The sequence below is a fragment of the Streptomyces calidiresistens genome (genome assembly GCF_014141525.1).
Classification (GTDB): domain Bacteria; phylum Actinomycetota; class Actinomycetes; order Streptomycetales; family Streptomycetaceae; genus Streptomyces; species Streptomyces calidiresistens.
Genome location: NZ_VKHS01000624.1, coordinates 1 through 3,372 on the forward strand (window position 1 = coordinate 1; position 3,372 = coordinate 3,372).

Below are 3,372 nucleotides of genomic sequence, written 5' to 3' on the forward strand. Positions count from 1 at the left end.
CCCTGCCCGACCACACCCGCCGCCTGATCCACGCCTGCCGCGACCTCGACCCCGCCTACCCCGACCGCCGCCTGTGGGCCTGGGCCCACATGCTCGGCTTCCGGGGCCACTTCTCCACCAAATCCCGACACTACTCCACCACCCTCGGGGCCCTGCGTGGGGCTCGGGCGGAGTACCGGGCGGCCGAACAACGCGAACACCTCGACCTGCCCGAGGACGCCTCGACGCTGGTCCTGGCGCACTGGAGCTACGCCGGATCGGGCCACTCCCCCGGCGAGTCCTGGCTCGCCGCCTCCATCGCCCGCGACCTGCGCATCGGCCGGGAAGTCGCCCGCGAGCAGCTGCTCGAACTCCGGGCCCGGGAGGAAACCGTCTGATGGCCGGGCACATCCAGGACCGGTGGTACAAGACCGTCCCCGGCCCCGACGGGACCTCCACCCGCGTCAAGACCGACCGGCACGGCATCGGGATGCGCTACCGCGCCCGGTACATCGCGCCGGACGGTACCGAGAAGTCCAAGAGCTTCCCCGACAAGGCGAAGCGCAAGGCCGAGACGTGGCTCGCCACCATCGAAGCCGACATGACGCGCGGCCAGTACGTGGACCCGAAAGCCGGGAAGATCACCTTTCAGCGGTACGCGGCGGACTGGCTTGCCTCCCAGACGACCGACCCGGCCACCCGGAGCGCAGTGGAGATGCGGCTACGGCTGCACGCCTTTCCGCATCTGGGGGCGCGTCCGCTGGCCTCCTTCCAGCCGTCGCACATCCGCTCCTGGATCCGCGTCCTGGAGGACGGCGGGGCTGCCGGTTCCTACCGGCGGGTGATCTTCGGGAACGTCTCCGCCGTGCTGTCGGCCGCCGTGGATGACGGCTACCTCGCCCGTAACCCGTGCCGGGCCGGGTCGGTGCGTCCGCCGAAGCCCACCCCCGGTCGGGTGACTCCCTGGTCGGCCGAACGGGTCTTCGCCATCCGCCGGGCCATGCCCGAGCGTCTGCGGGCCATGATCGACGTGGGCGCCGGGTGTGGCCTCCGCCAGGGAGAGATCTTCGGGCTTCCGGTCGACGACGTGGACCCCTTGGCCGGCGTGCTGCACGTCACCCAACAAATCAAGCTGCTGAATGGTCGGCCGCTGTTCGCGCCCCCGAAGAACGGCAAGCTCCGTGACGTGCCCCTCCCCGACTCGGTGGCCTTCGCCCTGGCGGAACATCTGACGGCCTTCCCGCCGGTGGAGATCACCTTGCCGTGGGCTCGTCCGGACGGTCCCCCGGTGACCAAGCTCCTGTATTTCACCGGCTTCGAGGGGGGCGCCCTGCGGCGGAACGACTTCAACGCACACGTCTGGAAACCCGCTCTCGCGGCGGCCGGGGTCATTCCCGTTCCGGGTCCCGGCGAGAGGTACAAGGAGTCCCGAGAAGACGGGATGCACGCCCTGCGGCACTTCTACGCCTCCGTACTCCTGGACGCCGGGGAGAGCATCAAGGCCGTGAGTGCCTACCTGGGCCACGCCGACCCCGGTTTCACCCTCCGGACGTACACCCACCTGATGCCCGCCAGTGAGACCCGGACCCGGAAGGCGGTGGACCGCCTGTACCGAACGGCCCGGAAGCCCTCGACGGCCCCGTGACGGCCCCCGAGAGCCGAGAGAGCCCCCGCCCAACGGATATCCGCTGGTCGGGGGCTCTCTCGTGGCGGTGATCGCCTAGTTCTTCTGGATCTGGTCGAAGCTCAGCTCGACCGGGGTCTCGCGGCCGAAGATCTCCACCAGGCCCTTGACCTTCTTGGAGTCGGCGTTGATCTCGTTGATGGTGGCCTGGAGGGTGGCGAAGGGGCCGTCGGTGACGGTGACGGAGTCGCCGACCTCGAAGTCCAGGACCTGCACCTCGACCTTGCGGCCGGGGACCGGCTCGCCCGCCGCGGCGGCCTCGGCGGCGGCCTTCTGCTCGGCCTCGGGGGCGAGCATCTTGACGATCTCGTCGAGGGTGAGCGGGTAGGGGTCGTAGGCGTTGCCGACGAAGCCGGTGACGCCCGGCGTGTTGCGCACCACGCCCCAGGACTCGTTGGTCAGCTCCATGCGCACCAGCACGTAGCTGGGGAGCTTGTTCTGGCGCACGGTGCGGCGGTCGCCGTTCTTGATCTGGACGACCTCCTCCTGCGGCACCTCGACCTGGAAGATGTAGTCCTCGACGTTGAGCGAGACGGCGCGCTGTTCGAGGTTGGTCTTCACCCGGTTCTCGTAACCGGCGTAGGTGTGCACCACGTACCACTCGCCGGGCAGCAGGCGCAGTTCCTCGCGCAGTACGGCCACCGGGTCGGGCTTCTCCTCGGCCTCGACGGGCGCCTCGTCCCCGGCGACCTCGGCGGACCCGTCCGCGACGGCGTCCTCGGCGGCGCCGTCACCGGTGGGGGCGTCGATCCGCTCGGGAGTGTCCACCGCACCCGCAATGTCGCTCGCGGTGTCGTCGCCCCCGGCGGTCGCGGCGGCCTCGTTGGGGTTCAGGTCAGACACGGTAGCTGCTTCTTCCTGGCGTCACGTGGGTGGGAACGACCGACCCGCGCGGGCACCGGCGTCGCCGGAAGTGTCCCGGAACGACGGGGTCCCGACCCCCGGGCCGGATGACTCAGCCGAAGACGTACTCGATGACCCGGCCGAATCCCCAGTCAAGCACAGTCAGGATGCCGATCATCACCAGAACGAAGACGATCACCGCCACGGTGTAGGTCGTCAGCTGGTGGCGGGTGGGCCAGACGACCTTCCGCAGCTCGGCCACGACCTGGCGGTAGAACAGGGCGAGCCGGCCCAGCGGGCCGCGCTTGGCACGGCGGCCGCGACGACCGCCCTCGGCGCCCTCTCCGCGGGGCTCCGGTGCCTCGACGGAGTCCGTGATCCCAGCCACTCGTCCTCACCCGATCCCGGTCATGGTCGTGGCCGCCCGGACCGGCCGGGCGGCCTGTACGTCGTGATAGCAGGGCCGGAGGGACTTGAACCCCCAACCGCTGGTTTTGGAGACCAGTGCTCTACCAATTGAGCTACGACCCTTTGTGTGCCACAACCTACCCCATCGACGGAGATCTTCCGATACCCGCGATGGTGACTCCCGGTTGGGGCCGACGATCGACGAGTGTACGTGGTGGAAGCCGCCGCGTCGAACCCCTTGTGCCCCGGGAGTGCCACGGTGTCGCCACCGGGGCCGTGCGGGGAGCGGCCCGGATCCGCCTCCGTACCGCCCCGCACGGCCCTGGGGTGGCGCGGTGGCGCGGTGGTGGCGCGCGGCGGTCGGGGTCCGCGGCGCCCCACCCGGGCGGGTGACCCGAGGGGACGCGCCCGACCTCCGGAGGACACCGGCGGCCCGCCCCACCGCCGGCACCCACCCC

4 protein-coding genes and 1 tRNA gene are annotated in these 3,372 nt (G+C 70.7%); 2 read left to right on the forward strand and 3 right to left on the reverse strand.

Annotation, left to right across the window (positions count from 1 at the left end; translation table 11 throughout):
- Positions 1 to 377 (forward strand): replication initiator (locus FOE67_RS20565; protein ID WP_323385152.1); only part of this gene is annotated, 377 nt, incomplete at its 5' end.
- Entirely contained in the window at positions 377 to 1,624 is a 1,248-nt protein-coding gene (locus FOE67_RS20570; RefSeq protein WP_182666327.1) for a tyrosine-type recombinase/integrase, read from the forward strand. The genes FOE67_RS20565 and FOE67_RS20570, both read left to right, overlap by 1 nt.
- 75 nt (positions 1,625 to 1,699) lie before the next feature.
- Here FOE67_RS20570 and nusG read toward each other — a convergent pair whose 3' ends face one another.
- The 3 genes from nusG to FOE67_RS20585 form a co-directional block, all read right to left on the reverse strand.
- A complete protein-coding gene (gene nusG / locus FOE67_RS20575; protein WP_182666328.1) occupies positions 1,700 to 2,506 on the reverse strand; it encodes a transcription termination/antitermination protein NusG in 807 nt (268 codons plus the stop codon).
- 112 nt (positions 2,507 to 2,618) lie between these two features.
- Positions 2,619 to 2,894, reverse strand: coding sequence for a preprotein translocase subunit SecE (secE, locus tag FOE67_RS20580; protein WP_182666329.1), 276 nt, complete (start codon positions 2,892 to 2,894; stop codon positions 2,619 to 2,621).
- A 70-nt stretch (positions 2,895 to 2,964) separates the two neighbouring features.
- Positions 2,965 to 3,037, reverse strand: a tRNA-Trp gene (locus FOE67_RS20585).
- Positions 3,038 to 3,372 lie beyond the last annotated feature (335 nt).